The 13506-nt window shown below is 38.4% G+C and carries 20 protein-coding genes; 8 read left to right on the forward strand and 12 right to left on the reverse strand.

Translation table 11 applies throughout. The features are described 5' to 3' along the window. Positions 1–55: 55 nt before the first annotated feature. The 8 genes from BN6556_RS15130 to comGA form a co-directional block, all read right to left on the reverse strand. Complete coding sequence (locus BN6556_RS15130; protein ID WP_066192988.1) at positions 56–298, reverse strand: DUF2626 domain-containing protein; 243 nt, start codon at positions 296–298, stop codon at positions 56–58. Positions 299–505: 207 nt separating this feature from the next. After that, the gene (locus BN6556_RS15135; protein ID WP_066192990.1) at positions 506–793 is read right to left on the reverse strand and encodes a hypothetical protein; all 288 of its coding nucleotides are present in this window, start codon (positions 791–793) and stop codon (positions 506–508) included. Between the two features lie 34 nt (positions 794–827). Next, on the reverse strand, positions 828–1283 hold the full coding sequence (locus BN6556_RS15140) for a competence type IV pilus minor pilin ComGF (protein WP_078060113.1): 456 nt from the start codon (positions 1281–1283) through the stop codon (positions 828–830). Beyond that, complete coding sequence (locus BN6556_RS15145; RefSeq protein ID WP_066192993.1) at positions 1231–1575, reverse strand: type II secretion system protein; 345 nt, start codon at positions 1573–1575, stop codon at positions 1231–1233. The genes BN6556_RS15140 and BN6556_RS15145 overlap by 53 nt, the downstream gene beginning before the upstream one ends. Continuing rightward, positions 1562–2002 (reverse strand): competence type IV pilus minor pilin ComGD, encoded by a 441-nt coding sequence (gene comGD / locus BN6556_RS15150; RefSeq protein ID WP_066192994.1) that lies wholly within the window; start codon positions 2000–2002, stop codon positions 1562–1564. Before comGD ends, BN6556_RS15145 begins: the two co-directional genes overlap by 14 nt. Further along, complete coding sequence (gene comGC, locus BN6556_RS15155) at positions 1999–2301, reverse strand: competence type IV pilus major pilin ComGC (RefSeq protein ID WP_066192996.1); 303 nt, start codon at positions 2299–2301, stop codon at positions 1999–2001. The genes comGD and comGC overlap by 4 nt, the downstream gene beginning before the upstream one ends. A 17-nt stretch (positions 2302–2318) precedes the next feature. Continuing rightward, positions 2319–3362, reverse strand: coding sequence for a type II secretion system F family protein (locus tag BN6556_RS15160; protein ID WP_066192998.1), 1044 nt, complete (start codon positions 3360–3362; stop codon positions 2319–2321). Further along, the gene (gene comGA, locus BN6556_RS15165; RefSeq protein WP_148436795.1) at positions 3340–4326 is read right to left on the reverse strand and encodes a competence type IV pilus ATPase ComGA; all 987 of its coding nucleotides are present in this window, start codon (positions 4324–4326) and stop codon (positions 3340–3342) included. Before comGA ends, BN6556_RS15160 begins: the two co-directional genes overlap by 23 nt. A gap of 112 nt (positions 4327–4438) precedes the next feature. Here comGA and BN6556_RS15170 point away from each other — a divergent pair, with 112 nt between their 5' ends. Together BN6556_RS15170 and BN6556_RS15175 are read left to right on the forward strand one after the other, a co-directional pair. Then, on the forward strand, positions 4439–4939 hold the full coding sequence (locus BN6556_RS15170) for a shikimate kinase (RefSeq protein WP_078060114.1): 501 nt from the start codon (positions 4439–4441) through the stop codon (positions 4937–4939). Between the two features lie 51 nt (positions 4940–4990). Continuing rightward, on the forward strand, positions 4991–5194 hold the full coding sequence (locus BN6556_RS15175; RefSeq protein ID WP_066193002.1) for a YqzE family protein: 204 nt from the start codon (positions 4991–4993) through the stop codon (positions 5192–5194). 27 nt (positions 5195–5221) lie between these two features. Here BN6556_RS15175 and BN6556_RS15180 read toward each other — a convergent pair whose 3' ends face one another. From BN6556_RS15180 to BN6556_RS15190, 3 genes are all read right to left on the reverse strand, one after another. Then, complete coding sequence (locus tag BN6556_RS15180) at positions 5222–6013, reverse strand: YqhG family protein (protein ID WP_066193004.1); 792 nt, start codon at positions 6011–6013, stop codon at positions 5222–5224. After that, the gene (locus BN6556_RS15185) at positions 6010–7635 is read right to left on the reverse strand and encodes a DEAD/DEAH box helicase (protein ID WP_066193006.1); all 1626 of its coding nucleotides are present in this window, start codon (positions 7633–7635) and stop codon (positions 6010–6012) included. Before BN6556_RS15185 ends, BN6556_RS15180 begins: the two co-directional genes overlap by 4 nt. Before the next feature lie 237 nt (positions 7636–7872). Beyond that, on the reverse strand, positions 7873–8265 hold the full coding sequence (locus BN6556_RS15190; RefSeq protein WP_066193008.1) for a rhodanese-like domain-containing protein: 393 nt from the start codon (positions 8263–8265) through the stop codon (positions 7873–7875). A gap of 254 nt (positions 8266–8519) precedes the next feature. Here BN6556_RS15190 and mntR point away from each other — a divergent pair, with 254 nt between their 5' ends. After that, a complete protein-coding gene (gene mntR / locus BN6556_RS15195) occupies positions 8520–8936 on the forward strand; it encodes a transcriptional regulator MntR (protein ID WP_066193010.1) in 417 nt (138 codons plus the stop codon). 71 nt (positions 8937–9007) lie between these two features. Then, the gene (locus BN6556_RS15200; protein WP_066193012.1) at positions 9008–9898 is read left to right on the forward strand and encodes a patatin-like phospholipase family protein; all 891 of its coding nucleotides are present in this window, start codon (positions 9008–9010) and stop codon (positions 9896–9898) included. Positions 9899–9913: 15 nt separating this feature from the next. On the opposite strand, the gene BN6556_RS15205 is transcribed toward BN6556_RS15200, so the two are convergent. Continuing rightward, the gene (locus BN6556_RS15205; RefSeq protein ID WP_066193015.1) at positions 9914–10303 is read right to left on the reverse strand and encodes an SA1362 family protein; all 390 of its coding nucleotides are present in this window, start codon (positions 10301–10303) and stop codon (positions 9914–9916) included. A 143-nt stretch (positions 10304–10446) separates the two neighbouring features. On the opposite strand from BN6556_RS15205, the gene BN6556_RS15210 reads away from it, so the two are divergent. The 4 genes from BN6556_RS15210 to efp all read left to right on the forward strand — a co-directional run bounded on the left by BN6556_RS15210 (position 10447) and on the right by efp (position 13168). Then, entirely contained in the window at positions 10447–10935 is a 489-nt protein-coding gene (locus BN6556_RS15210; RefSeq protein ID WP_066193016.1) for a YqhR family membrane protein, read from the forward strand. Positions 10936–10986: 51 nt separating this feature from the next. After that, positions 10987–11412, forward strand: a complete 426-nt coding sequence (gene aroQ / locus BN6556_RS15215) for a type II 3-dehydroquinate dehydratase (protein WP_066196442.1) — start codon at positions 10987–10989, stop codon at positions 11410–11412. 67 nt (positions 11413–11479) lie between these two features. Continuing rightward, positions 11480–12550: a M24 family metallopeptidase gene (locus tag BN6556_RS15220; RefSeq protein WP_066193018.1), complete on the forward strand. Its 1071-nt coding sequence runs from the start codon at positions 11480–11482 to the stop codon at positions 12548–12550. Positions 12551–12610: 60 nt separating this feature from the next. After that, entirely contained in the window at positions 12611–13168 is a 558-nt protein-coding gene (gene efp, locus BN6556_RS15225; protein ID WP_066193020.1) for an elongation factor P, read from the forward strand. The last annotated feature ends 338 nt before the right edge of the window (positions 13169–13506 follow it).

The following is a 13506-nucleotide window of genomic DNA, read 5'->3' on the forward strand; positions in this document are numbered from 1 at the left end:
CGAGCAGATAAAAACCCCTGATCTAAAGAAGTAAAGATCAGGGGTTTTTGGATTATTAATGTCCAAATCCAGGAACAAGAATAAAGTTGGTATAGAATGTAAAGCCAACAAAGAAAATAGTGCAATAAGCGGCAAATAAGTACATATACATTCTTTCAGATAATTTTAGATATCCAACACCCAAAAAGAAAATTGTTTGGGCTAGGAACAGGTAGGCCATTGTTTCCATATCTCCAACATAGAACATAACGGTAAAAATCCCTGTCCAAAAGGAAAGCATACGGAAGATTCGATCCATTGTTCCCCCTCCTTTTCAAATCACTATGTATCCATCTCCATCTTTACTTAAATCCGCTAATCATCAGATAACGATTGATTAGATGGAAGTCTGTTTATATTATATACGAGTCTGATGCAAATGTAAAATATCTATGGAAACAAAAAATATTTTTTATGGCATCTTTCTACCCATCGTTTTTATTTAGGATTACCAGATCTACCAAGATTATTCCTGTAGATAGAAGTTCATTTGACGAAAACCGCCAGTGTCGCTGGTAAGCTCCAACTGGTACGCTTGTCCGGCCATAGTATCAGGGATAGGAGATATGGTAATAGTGCCATCAGGGAAAGAATACAATGGGAGCAAGGAGCTTGGCTCTTCCGTCTGTATCAAGTGATAGGCTTTCTGATAAAGCATTTCCAATTTATATTGTTCTTCATTGATTTGTTGCAGTTGTTGTTGATGTTGATACTGATTGATCTGATGAAGAATAATAAAGAGCAGTAAGAACATGAGTAGGCTCGTTACAGGGAAAATAAAGCCTTGGTCATTCTGTTTGTTTTTTGAGCAGTATTTTTTCAAACTGTTCACCACGATTCGTTTTTATTCGCAGATAGAACCCTTGGTCTTGTTCTGTTATGTTAAAAGAAGCAACGTCCCGCAATAATTCTTCATGACCAGATCTGTTGACCTGTCGGCGGATTTTATGATTAAAGAATGAAATGGTAACTACTTCACCTGTATGATGGTGAAATTGCAGCAGATTTTTGTCTGTTGTAATGAAAATGGAAGATTGCGCTTCTAGTTCTATCATGTGATGAAAGTGATAAATCTCTGTGTGAGAGGAATTCTCTATTTGTTGCCATTGTAAAATAAGCTGTGTGAACCATGTTAACAAAATGATCATCAGCAGCATGGAAAGGAGAGCTTCTAACAGCATATAGCCTTTACTATTCTTGATAAAGGGTATATAAACACTTGGACGATTCTGTTTCCTTTTCATTGGTCCATGTCACACATCCTTTTAGTAAATTAGCGGAATGGGATATCTGCAATGTTAGTGGTCGATCAAGCACATCTTCATATACCGCTGTTTGATCATATTGTTTGTTTAGTAGTGCTTCCTGTATTTGATTGGATAGAAAATAAAGGGCTGCATTTTCTTCTTGTATTATTTGCTTTTCGAGCAAAATATGGTACTGAATGGGAAGTAATGTGAGACAACCGTTAAAAAAGATAGTAACAGAGAGCAGGGCTTCTAATAAATAGAAACCCTGTTGCTTATTTTTTCTCATGATAGCACCTACCTTTGCCGAAGGGACAAGTAATCAATATTCGGTTATTTGTCGTAGTAATGCTCATTGTACCAGGTTTTTTGAGATTTCCTCGGTAGGAGAAGGTGATCGTACGCCCCAGTGTTAGCGTCCGAATCACCCAAGTACGAGGGATTTCACGTTCAAGGATGATTTCCCCGGACATTTGATTCTGAATCATGTATTTATTCTGATCGGTATAGAACATTAAATGGTGCTCCTCTTTCTCCGTTAAGGCCAATTGCTGCAAATAGAAAACATCTTGATGGAATTGTTGTAGAAACCCCTGTTCTTGCCAAGTATCATACCATTTATAGGTAATATTGCTACCAATCATTAATATAAAAATGGTCATAGTAAGGACCAATAGTAATTCAACAAGTGTAAAGGCAGCTTGTGGTGCTCTCATTTATCGATAACGCGAAGCTCGTTGTTTTCTAAGCCAATTTGTTTATTACCATTACTGCACTCCAGTGTTTCTAAGTAATCTTCCTCCACCAGTACGTTCAAATCAGTAGGTTGTTCCCCATGATCAATTTCGTAAGCAAGCATTTGGTTTTCTGTCATCTGTAATAGCGCATCGCACCCTTTTGAATTAATATTCTCACTCTTATTAGCCAGATTGGGAATAAATAAAATAAGCAGGATACTGATAACGGCTAAAACGATCAGCATCTCAATTAAGGTAAAAGCCTTTGAGTTACGCATGGTATTTCCTCCTTTGATTATAAAGTATTCATATAGTCAAACATAGGCAGCATTAAGGCTAGATAAACAAATACAATAAATAGGGCGAGGATACTTAACAGAAAAGGTTGTAAAAAACTCATCCATTTTTTTAAATAGTCTTCTAATGAGGTGATCAAATGATCGGCATAGAAACTCAAATCTTTTTCGAGCTGTTGCTGATTACGATCTTTGGACATAATCTCTCCTAGTTGTGTGGTTAACAAACGACATTGGGGAAGAATAGAGGTATAACTATACCCTTGTGCCAGGTGATCACTAATCATCGCGGCATAATAATGAATAATATCACCATTCTCTTCTGCCTTCATGATTTGGAGGCACTCATTAATCATTAGACCACTTGTTAATAAACTAGATAAATGGGAGACAAACAGGTATGTGATATTCATTTGTTTATATGGCTTATAGATGGGGATCTTATCAAATAAAACCAGCTTTTGTTCCACACTAATGACTCGTCGCAGTGAATAACCAGAAAGTAGTAATATACTAATGGTTAAAACCATAATGATCACCCCATAAAATAAAAAATTAATCACTACTTTTGCCGTTGTAAAAACAAATTGGATATCTGAACTGGTTCCCATTAATTGAGAAAAGGCAGGGAAAATCGATGTTTTCATGACATACAGGATAAGGATAAAGAAGCTGAATAAAAATAAGGGGTATCGAGATAATTTTTTAAGTTTTAATAAAAAATCCTTGCGCTGTTGCAGTAACTTACAGCATTGTGCTAAACCTCTAGCCAGATGGTCATGCTGGATGGCGATCGTTAAGAAATGGATCACATCCTTATTAAAATGAACAGCTTGCAAGCTTTCAATGAATGTGTGACCTTTCTGTAAGGAGGCTTGCATGGAACTGGCAATCGCTGTATAACGTTTATCCCACATCAGTACATCTAAAGCGTCATTTAAGCTGTAACCTGTTGTAAATAGCTGTTGAAACCGATGGAGGATATAATGTTGGTCGTGTAAAGATAAGTCATGGTGTCGTCTAAATATAGTTCGTAAATCCATAAGCAAAGGCCTTTCTTTTTAATTGTTGAAAAGATGGGGTAACGCAGGAGGGTTCGTCTGCTATAACCTGATGAATCTGTTCGCGTTCTAGCAATTCCATGATGGCGGCTCGTCTTTGGCCAAATCCAGTATCATTAAGTGATAGTAATTTCATGGAAGCAACAGCAAGCAAGTGATGGTCGATTTCCAGGGGCGTAATTCCCATATTTACGAGTCTGTTGATGGTTCCCTTTCCATCGTTGGCATGTAAAGTGGATAAAACTAAATGACCTGTACTCGCGGCCCGAAAAGCAAATTGCGCCGTTTTTGCATCCCTGATTTCTCCAACCATAATAATGTCCGGGTCATGGCGTAGAGCAGCCTTGAGTCCTGCATCATAAGTTACGCCGGCTCGCTCGTTGATTTGGATTTGAATAATCTGATCTAACTGCTTTTCTACAGGATCTTCTAAGGTAATAGTCTGAAATTTATTCTGTTCCATAAAAGTCTTGAGTAAGGCATAGAGCAGCGTTGATTTGCCAGTACCAGTTGCCCCAGTTAATAATAGTAAACCGGAACGGTATTGAAGCCATTGTTGGATTTGCTGCAGTTGGAATGGAAACAAGAATAAATGTGGAAGGGTCTGCATTTGCTTTTGGGGGAGAAGACGGATCGCCAGACTTTCTACCGGAGTTGTTGGCAATAAAGATAACCGTAAGGAATAGGTATCTGCGTTGTGCTCATAGTAAATCGCACCTTGCTGTGGTTTTCGGCTTTCGCCAATATCCATTTTACCTATATACTTGTAATAGGAAAGCATCATCAAGTACTGTTGATGAGACAGAGTACTTTGGTATTGTCGCTCTCCATGACAACGGAGGAAAATGAAAACTTGTTCCTGTTGAGGGATAAAGTGAATGTCAGAAGCGCTTGATTGGATGGCTGTCTTGATCAAGCGTTTAGACAACGTGGCAGCTTTCGTCAATGCATATTTCACCTCCTGTCTATTCGTGGTACAATACATATATTCGACAAAGGGAGCTACATTCCTGCAAAGAATTAAAATTTTTTAAAGAAGTTGTATGTAAGGGGAGTTAATGATGAAAAGTCTTTATTTAATCGGGTTTATGGGTAGCGGGAAAACCAGTATTGCGGAACGATTGCATCAGAAGTTAGGTTGGGAAGTAGAGGACACGGATCAATTGATTGAGGAATGGTATCAAACGACGATCCCAACTATTTTTAAAGAGAAGGGGGAGTTGGTTTTTCGTCAATATGAAACAACCGTCTTACTGAAAACAACTCGGAAAAATACGATTATTTCTACGGGTGGAGGGATTATTGAAAAAGAGTCGAACCGTGAATGGCTGAAAGAACAAGGCAACGTTGTGTTTTTGTCCGCTTCATGGGAAGAAATTAATCAAAGGTTAATCCATGATCAAAACCGGCCGATTTGGAATAATCAAGATCGTGATAAAAAAAAGCTGTTAGCTGATCGTTTACCTCTATACAGAGAAATAGCAGATATTGTAGTGGAAACAGACGGCAAGACGGAGCATGAGATAGCAGAAGAGATTATGAATCGCTTGTTTGTATAAGTATTTAGCTGATGGGGAAGGCTATGGTTAAAAAAGATAGGAAGTGAGACCATGGCGAATAACGAATATATCAAGTATATGACGCAAAGGGTCGTCAAGTATATGGATACACCGAAAGAAGAGAGGAAACAACGGAAACAAGAAAGGAAACAATCAGAAATTGCCTATACGAACAAATGGTTTGGGGTTCTTCCTTTTGCCATCAAACTATTTATGAAAGAACGAAAAGACAAACGTCCACTCAAACGCAGATGATGAGTTGGACGTTTGTCTTTTGTATGGTTAGTTTGGCTGTAAAAATGTCTGATTGGTTTTTTCGGTTACGTAAAATAATCCGGCATTGTGTACGATTAGATGGATGTCTGGCTGCAAACGTTGTCGTAATTGCTCTTCCTCTGTAGCAAGCAGCTGCTCATCCTCCGAAAAAAAATAGTGCAGCAGCTGCAATTCCTCTTCTAAGCAAGCAATCGATTCTTTGATCCATGTCGTATCTTGATCCAGCAAATGTTGTTCTATAAAGTGAAAAGTTCGTTGGAATCCACTTCTTGGTGTGATTAGTGGAGAAATGGTATAACAATAATCCTGCATTCTTTGTCCCCATGCGATGGTCTTTAATTTATCCATCATCTGGATCGATAACGTCCCGTTGATTAGCTGTAAGCCAATGGAGTGTATGGCTTCTTTTGTCTGTTTTCCATTATATTGTACCTTTACATTTACGACTAACCAAGGTAAGAGAGCCGATCGATCCTGGTTATCTGTTTGTTCATACAGCAAGGTATACTGCGCTGATTGTGTGATATAGCGGAAAATTTGCTGTAATCTGGGACTGCCAAAATGAATCCATTCCTTTTTTCGATCTTCACTTTGCCATCCTGTGTCTAAGCTTAAAGACATCGGTTCGCCTTGTCGTCCCATTTTATCCATGTAATGCCAGTAGAAGGGACGATTCATTAACGCTTGATCTAATTCTCGTGTCAATCTTACCGTTAATCCCGTCTCCTGCTCTTTTGTGACGTGACAGTGCTGCTGAGTAAAAAACTGGTCAAGAAATCCGTGTAAATTGGTTATCATATCGACTGCTCCTCGCTATATGACTGAATGACGGCTGTTAAGTTATCTAATTTAATCTTGGATTCTCCAATCGATTGTGATTCTGCAAAAATTTGTTCAATTTCCTTATCCATTTCTCCCACTTGCAAATCACTGAGGATTTTCTCCAAATCACCAATAACATGTTCGAATAATTCAATTTTTGTATACAGTAGATTCATAATATGTTCTTCGATGGTTTCTTTGATGGCAAAATTATAAATGTGTACGTCATTTGCCTGGCCAAATCGATGGATTCGACCAATACGCTGTTCGAGCCGCATCGGATTCCATGGCAGGTCATAATTGATTAAATGATGACAGAACTGCAGGTTGATACCTTCTCCAGCTGCTTCCGTTGCGATCATTACTTGGGCATGCTGTTGGAAAAGCTGTCTCATCCAATCTTTTTTCCCTTTTTTAAAACCACCTCGATAGATAACGGTGGGTATTTTTTCTTGATGTAATAGCCATTGTAAATATATTTGTGTAGCACGATATTCAGTAAAAACAATAACCTTGGAGTCGATTTGTTTAATCAATTCTATCAACCGCAAAGCCTTGGCATGATGCGGCAGTTGCTCGATGGCAGATAGTAGCATTTGAGCTTCATGCAATTCTTCTTTCTCCGCCAACCATTTTTTTAAGGAGAGATAACAGGCTTCCCGTGAACTACAAAACTCCCGGATATAGGTCATTGCTGATACGGAAGTATAACCCTTAAAAAAAGCTTCTAAAGCCTGATATAGCTGCTGCTCTTCTTCTTTAAAAGTAACCCAGACGGTTTCGACTTGTCGTTTGGTCCAGTCAATCCCCGTTTCGGTTCGCTTATTCCTTACCATGACCTTGCTAATTAATTGTTTCAAATAAGGGTCATTATTAATGGTCTCATGCTGATATTGTTTACTGAAATCTTCAAAGGTGCCTAAGTAACCTGGTTTAAGCAAGCTGACAAGATTAAAGATATCACTTAGCTTATTTTGAACTGGGGTTGCCGTCAGCAAAAGACAATACTTTTTAGAAAGCTTTTGAACAAATTGAAAGTTCTTCGTTTTATGGTTTTTTAATTTATGAGCTTCATCTACGATTACTAGGTCATAGTTCTGTTCCAAGATGGCCTGTTGATGTCTAGCTGATTTAGCGGTATCTAATGTGGTAATCATCACATTCCCATATGACCAGTCTACCCGCTTACTAGAAGTGAGTGCCGGTATTAAGAATTTCTGATTCAATTCCAGCGCCCATTGATTAACAAGTGAGGCAGGGACCAAAAGCAAGATTTTCTGAGCAAGTCCTCTAATCATATACTCTTTTAATATTAATCCTGCTTCAATAGTTTTCCCCAGTCCCACTTCATCTGCTAATAATGCCCTGCCATTCATGTGTTGAATGACGGTTTCTGCGCACTGGAGCTGATGAGGAAGAAAGGTCATATGGGGAAGAAAGGCAGGGGCTCTTAATTCGTTGAAACTGGCTACTTTCATCGTTTCTGCAATTTGATAGGATTGCTGAAATAATTCCCAACCGACTAATTGCGAGGGATTTTGTAATGATTCTTCAAAGTTAGTAATAAATGTTTGATCTTTTTTAATATAATTATTCATTATGTCCATCCTAACCTTCCGTCTAGTTAGTATTTATTCTTGGCGAAAAGTTAGTACTTATACGTATTTTGTGTTAAAAAGTAAGGAATTATGCTGTATGCAGAGTCATTGGAAAAATAATATGTCCGTTATGAGGGCGACAATAAGGTGTTGGTAAAGGATTGGCTGGTAACAAGGACGAGTTAGCGATGTAAAAAAATCGAGGGCAGAATTGACTCATACCCTCGACTGTCTTTGTTATTGTAGTTTTTTTGTTTTTTTGATTTTACCTGTCCATTTTTTGTAGCCGCCATCTAATTGATACAATTGTTTATACCCTTGTTTATTCAATAAAAGGGCCGCTCGTATCGAACGCGAACCATTTTGACAATACAAATAAATGGGCTGATCCTTTCTTAACTCGGTTAATCGTTGTTTTAATTGGGTTAATGGAATGTTACGAGCACCCAAGATATGTCCGCCATCAAACTCCTTAGGCTCTCTTACATCAATCAGTTGCGCTTTACGATACCCTTCACGGAAATCGGCTTGTGATAAGGTAGTAAGAACTCTTCTTTGTTTAAAGTAGCGATATACAGCAAACAAAATAAAGGCAACTAATATACCAATTAAAATGTATAGTTCTGTCATACTAAAATCCCCCAATGTTTTCTATTAAATCCTCTAAGAAGGATTATACCATTTATCCGACATAAATACAGAGAAAAAAATCATTGATCATAAATGAAGGGAAACGCTTGTCTCACTATGGATTATATTGTATGATTTTATTGATACGTTAAATAAATGTAGCCGGTTTGAGTGGCGATTTTTTGGATTGTTTGCGGGACACGTCAAAGTAGAACGGCAGTTAAGGTTAATACTATTATTTTTGGAGGTTCATTATGCGTACACCGACAATGGAAGACTATATCGAACAAATATATATATTAATACATACAAAAGGGTATGCTAGGGTGTCTGCTATTGCAGAAGCCTTAGAAGTACAACCATCTTCCGTTACAAAAATGGTGCAGAAGCTGGATCGTGATGATTATTTGAATTATGAAAAATATCAAGGACTTGTGTTAACGGAAAAAGGCAAGCAAATTGGTGAGCGATTAGTCTATCGTCATGAGTTATTAGAGAAATTTCTACAGATTATTGATGTCGACGAGGCAGAAATTTATAAGGAAGTAGAAGGAATTGAACACCATTTAAGCTGGGATTCGATTGATCGTATAGGTGAGTTAGTTGCGTTTTTGGAAGATCCTGAACAATGGAAAACCTTTCAGGCATTTAAAGATAAAAATGAAAGATAAAAATAGGTAGTTCTATCAGCAGTGGCTGCTGTGTATAAATAATACAGATGCCAAGCTGATAGGAGGATAAGATGAAAATTGACGGTGTGTTTTCAGGTGGAGGTGTGAAGGCCTTTGTGTTTATTGGGGCATTACAAGCGCTCGAAGAAAAAAACATTCAATTTGAGCGGGTGGCTGGCACATCAGCAGGCGCATTATTCGCCACATTACTCGCTGCTGGCTACACCTCGAAAGAATTAAAAAAAATATTTATGGAGATCTCGCTCGATCAATTTCTCGATCAGTCTTATATAGCCAAATTATTTCCTTTTCTCAAATGGATAACGTTATACCAAACCATGGGATTATATAGAGGGAATTATTTTGAAGAATGGTTACGAAAAAAGTTAAGTGATAAAGGAATTCTTACCTTCGCAGACATACCTGCCGATAAATTAAAGATTGTTGCTGCCGATTTAACCTTCAACCAGATCGCTGTATTTCCAGATGACTTGAAAGACCACTATCATATTGAAGCAGACTATTTTCCAATTGCAAAGGCTGTGCGCAGTAGCATTTCCATACCTTATTTCTTTCGGCCGGCGAAAATGATTAATCCATTAACAAGACAGCGAAGTTATCTCATTGATGGAATGATTCTAAGCAATTTTCCACTGTGGATTTATGATCAGCACGATAAACAGCGGACAAGACCGATATTAGGCATGCAATTAACGGATCCCAATCAACACGACCAAAAGCGGTCGATTGAGAATGCGATTGACTTATTAAAGGCGACCATTGATACTATGCGCAAAGCCTTTGATACGAGGTATATATCCGAAAATATTGCCAAGGATATTTTGTTCTTTCCTGTAAAGGACATAAAAGCAACGGATTTTCATCTTACAGACAAACAGAAATTAGAGTTGATTGACTTTGGTTATCGACGTACTCAAGCATTCTTAATGAAATGGCCATAGAATGTGACCTTCGTTTTATAACGAGGCACGATTCTTCTTTTTGTCTTTATTCCCCTCAATCACCGTGAGATGTGTAGCGCGTTTTTTCGTTACCTTCTTGGTTGGTTGAGGTTTCTTTTTGTTGAACGATGATGTCACAGGAGCACCTTTACTTGGTGGTACTGTTTTATATCTTTTTTTTGATTGTTTGACGGCTTTGCGATATTTTTTCAGGTCATCTGTAGCAGCAGTACGTCTTTTGATGACAAACACATAGAGTAAACCAAATATAGCAGCCCCTATTGCTAGAGAGATAAATAGGCTTATGAAGAAACCTAACGCGTCAGATAGCAACATATTGATCAACCCAATTCCAGCTAAACCGATTAGAATATAGATAATGGTAGACATGATATTTCGTCTCATAGCAATTCCTCCTTATTATCATTATACCCAATAATTACTATAATATATACAATGTTAACAGAAAATTCAACACATAATAAGCAGGAATCAGATAGCATGAATGATGGAGAATTGGACAGCCTATCTCTTAGAGGTGATAATCTATGAGAAGGATTCAACATAAGGAACAACAGAATCAAAAGACCAATATGATCACGAAAACCATTAGTGCTGGTTTCTTTGGTGCGATTATTTGGGGAACGCTTGCCTCGCTGGCTGGCTTTTTTAATTTTACTGCGATTTCCCCTAAAAGCTTGATGTTGCGATCCTGGCTGCAACAGGCTTGGGCTGATCGCTGGCTGGGGGATATTGTATCGGTATTACTGCTTAGCGTACCATCTATTCTCGTTGCATTTGTTTATTATGCTTTGTTAAAGAAATATAATGGAATGCTTCCAGGATTTATCATGGGTTTTGTGCTTTGGTTTCTCGTATTTTGGTTAATGAATCCATTATTTTCGAACATAAAACCTTTTTATCAGTTAGATAGTAATACCATTTTAACAACGATGTGTTTGTTTGTACTCTACAGTGTCTTTATTGGTTATTCGATTTCTTTTGCTTACCATCAGCATAAGAATGAACAAAGTTAAGCACTTTATGTTACTATGGAATAGGAAAACTTTATGGACGGGGTGAGAAAGATGGGGAATGTGTTATTATTAAATGGTCCTAATTTAAACCGTTTAGGCAAAAGAGAACCAGATATCTATGGGGATACTACCTTAGAAGATATAGAGCAGCGAGTTAGGCAACAGCTAGCCGCCAGCTCATGGGGAATGGATTCAAAACAGTCCAACCATGAAGGGGACTTGATTGATTGGATTCATCAAGCAGAAGATAGCTATGATGGGATTATCTTTAATCCGGGTGCTTATACGCATACAAGTATTGCCATCCGTGATGCCATCAGTTCTGTTACCGTCCCTGTCATTGAAGTACATATTTCAAATGTTCATCAACGAGAAAGCTTCCGGCATGTGTCAATGCTGGCTCCCGTATGTGCAGGACAGATAGTGGGGCTTGGGGTGAAAGGTTATGAACTGGCAGCAAGTTATTTTATCTCATAAACTGGTTGTTGATACAGCAACCGAAGTGGTATTTTGTTTATCATTTTAGAAAGAGAGGAGTTATCACATGAAACGACTAGAGAAATTGAGACAGCAAATGAAGCAAGAAGAGCTAGAGGGATTATTGATTACGAGCTCGATTAATCAAAGATATATGACTGGATTCACCGGAACTGCTGGTGTGGTCGTCGTGACGCAAAATAAGGCAGTGTTTATAACAGATTTTCGCTATATGGAACAAGCCCATCAACAAGTGACGGATTTTGAGATTATCGAGCACCAAGGTCCGATACAAAAAACGGTAGACGAATGGGTGAAAGCACAGGCTATTAGTTCCATTGGGTTTGAAAAAAATGACTTAACCTATGGACAGTATGAACTGTATAAACAAGCCTTGTCAGTACAGCTTGTTCCTTCTGACGGACTCATTGAAAAAATACGTCTGATAAAGGATCCGGCTGAGCTTGATATATTAAAAGAAGCCTGTAAAATTGGAGATAAAGCTTTTGAGCACATCTTGTCGTACATTAAACCAGGAGTGAAAGAGATTGACATCGCCAATGAATTAGAGTTTTTTATGAGAAGACAAGGAATGACTTCTTCAAGCTTTGATACAATTGTTGCTTCTGGCTATCGATCTGCTTTGCCTCACGGTGTCGCGTCAGATAAGCAAATTCAATCAGGTGAACTAGTAACACTTGATTTTGGCGGTTGGTATCACGGATACAGCTCTGACATGACGAGAACCGTTGCGGTAGGAGAAATTTCGGAAGAATTGACTGCTATTTATCACATTGTTTTAGATGCGCAAATGAAGGGTGTGGCAGGTATTAAGCCTGGCATCACTGCTGCTGAGGCGGACGCTCTAACTAGGGATCATATTAAGGAAAAAGGTTATGGCGATTATTTTGGTCATTCTACTGGTCACGGTTTGGGAATGGACGTCCATGAAGCACCAGCCTTGTCTTTTCGTTCAGATGCCGTGTTAGCCGAAGGGATGGTCGTAACGGTGGAACCAGGAATTTATGTACCTCAGGTAGGCGGCTGTCGAATTGAAGATGATATTGTTCTTACCGCAGAAGGCAATCAGCGTTTATCTCACGCACCAAAAGAATTAATTTATGTCCCAAATGATTAACCATGGAAATGATCAACCATAGCACTAATCGACATGAGTATTTTAGAGGAGGAAATAGCAATGATATCAGTAAATGATTTTAAAACGGGATTAACCATCGAAGTGGATGGTGACATTTGGCAGGTGTTGGATTTTCAGCATGTGAAACCAGGAAAAGGAGCGGCGTTTGTTCGTTCCAAATTGCGTAACCTTCGTAATGGCAATATTCAAGAAAAAACCTTCCGTGGTGGTGAAAAAGTAAACCGAGCGCATATTGAAAATAGTAAAATGCAATACTTATATGGCTCAGGAGATATGCACACTTTTATGGATACCCACACTTATGAACAGACGGAACTTCCTACTAGCCAAATCGAGACAGAATTACAATTTATCAAAGAAAATATGGAAGTAAACATTTTGCAGTATGAAGGGGAAACGATTGGAGTGTCTCTACCTAATAACGTGGAATTAACCGTCACCGAGACAGAGCCGGGAATAAAAGGGGACACAGCAAGCGGAGGAACCAAGCCAGCAACTCTTGAGACAGGATTGACAGTTCAAGTGCCATTCTTTATCAACGAAGGAGACGTACTGGTTATCTCCACCGCAGACGGAAAATATGTTTCTCGTGCATAATCTTTTAAATAGCAACTACCAAGTATGATGATATACTTGGTAGTTTTTTTATGTTAAGCAGGAAGCAAGCCTATTACTTTGACTACAATCTTTGTTGAAGCGGCTTTGATTTGGAAATAAGAGGCGATACGAAAAATATAAACGTCACCTCAGGCTGTGTTGATGGTTAGGGATCATCATACGTTTCTATCTACCCTAGCTTATCGCTCATGAACTAATTACCCTGTTTGATTTTTCTAACCAGGTAGGCAAGATTATAATCCTAGATATAATAAAAATTGGAATGATTCTGACCTTGAATGAACAAGCAGTTCAGTGACTTCTTTGAGTGGTCGGTA

This window comes from Gracilibacillus timonensis (genome assembly GCF_900086715.1).
Classification (GTDB): domain Bacteria; phylum Bacillota; class Bacilli; order Bacillales; family Amphibacillaceae; genus Gracilibacillus; species Gracilibacillus timonensis.

Bases quoted from the DNA above. Each gene is read 5' to 3' on its own strand.
- BN6556_RS15205 (WP_066193015.1), bottom strand. From the start codon at position 10,303: ATGAGACGAAATATCATGTCTACCATTATCTATATTCTAATCGGTTTA.
- comGD (WP_066192994.1), bottom strand. From the start codon at position 2,002: ATGAGAGCACCACAAGCTGCCTTTACACTTGTTGAATTACTATTGGTC.
- BN6556_RS15200 (WP_066193012.1), top strand. From the start codon at position 9,008: ATGAAAATTGACGGTGTGTTTTCAGGTGGAGGTGTGAAGGCCTTTGTG.
- BN6556_RS15135 (WP_066192990.1), bottom strand. From the start codon at position 793: ATGTTCTTACTGCTCTTTATTATTCTTCATCAGATCAATCAGTATCAA.
- efp (WP_066193020.1), top strand. From the start codon at position 12,611: ATGATATCAGTAAATGATTTTAAAACGGGATTAACCATCGAAGTGGAT.
- BN6556_RS15190 (WP_066193008.1), bottom strand. From the start codon at position 8,265: ATGACAGAACTATACATTTTAATTGGTATATTAGTTGCCTTTATTTTG.
- BN6556_RS15210 (WP_066193016.1), top strand. From the start codon at position 10,447: ATGAGAAGGATTCAACATAAGGAACAACAGAATCAAAAGACCAATATG.
- BN6556_RS15140 (WP_078060113.1), bottom strand. From the start codon at position 1,283: ATGAAAAGGAAACAGAATCGTCCAAGTGTTTATATACCCTTTATCAAG.
- BN6556_RS15170 (WP_078060114.1), top strand. From the start codon at position 4,439: ATGATGAAAAGTCTTTATTTAATCGGGTTTATGGGTAGCGGGAAAACC.
- BN6556_RS15145 (WP_066192993.1), bottom strand. From the start codon at position 1,575: ATGAGAAAAAATAAGCAACAGGGTTTCTATTTATTAGAAGCCCTGCTC.
- BN6556_RS15180 (WP_066193004.1), bottom strand. From the start codon at position 6,013: ATGATAACCAATTTACACGGATTTCTTGACCAGTTTTTTACTCAGCAG.
- aroQ (WP_066196442.1), top strand. From the start codon at position 10,987: ATGGGGAATGTGTTATTATTAAATGGTCCTAATTTAAACCGTTTAGGC.
- BN6556_RS15130 (WP_066192988.1), bottom strand. From the start codon at position 298: ATGGATCGAATCTTCCGTATGCTTTCCTTTTGGACAGGGATTTTTACC.
- BN6556_RS15175 (WP_066193002.1), top strand. From the start codon at position 4,991: ATGGCGAATAACGAATATATCAAGTATATGACGCAAAGGGTCGTCAAG.
- mntR (WP_066193010.1), top strand. From the start codon at position 8,520: ATGCGTACACCGACAATGGAAGACTATATCGAACAAATATATATATTA.
- BN6556_RS15185 (WP_066193006.1), bottom strand. From the start codon at position 7,635: ATGAATAATTATATTAAAAAAGATCAAACATTTATTACTAACTTTGAA.
- BN6556_RS15160 (WP_066192998.1), bottom strand. From the start codon at position 3,362: ATGGATTTACGAACTATATTTAGACGACACCATGACTTATCTTTACAC.
- BN6556_RS15220 (WP_066193018.1), top strand. From the start codon at position 11,480: ATGAAACGACTAGAGAAATTGAGACAGCAAATGAAGCAAGAAGAGCTA.
- comGC (WP_066192996.1), bottom strand. From the start codon at position 2,301: ATGCGTAACTCAAAGGCTTTTACCTTAATTGAGATGCTGATCGTTTTA.